We start from the raw sequence: 224 nt of genomic DNA, 5'->3' as shown, positions 1-224 counted from the left end.
CCGGCCGTGCCGCCCACTCCGCCGGTACCGCCCTTACCGTGGGAACCGTCGCTGAACCCGGCAGCCTGATGCCCGCCGCCGACACCGCCGGCACCACCCACACCGCCTAGACCACCATTGCCGCCGCGGCCGCCCTCAAAGCCATCGCCGCCGGCCGTGATCGCGTCCGCCCCGTCGGTGCCGGCCCCACCGGTCCCGCCGCCACCGCCGGTCCCACCGAGCCC

1 pseudogene is annotated in these 224 nt (G+C 77.7%); it reads right to left on the bottom strand.

The features are described 5' to 3' along the window. Positions 1-224: pseudogene (locus ACZY1I_RS32350) on the bottom strand (hypothetical protein); the annotation flags it as partial.

Source organism: Mycobacterium sp. IDUB_37, from assembly GCF_055419245.1.
This window is presented reverse-complemented; position numbering and strand designations above follow the sequence as displayed.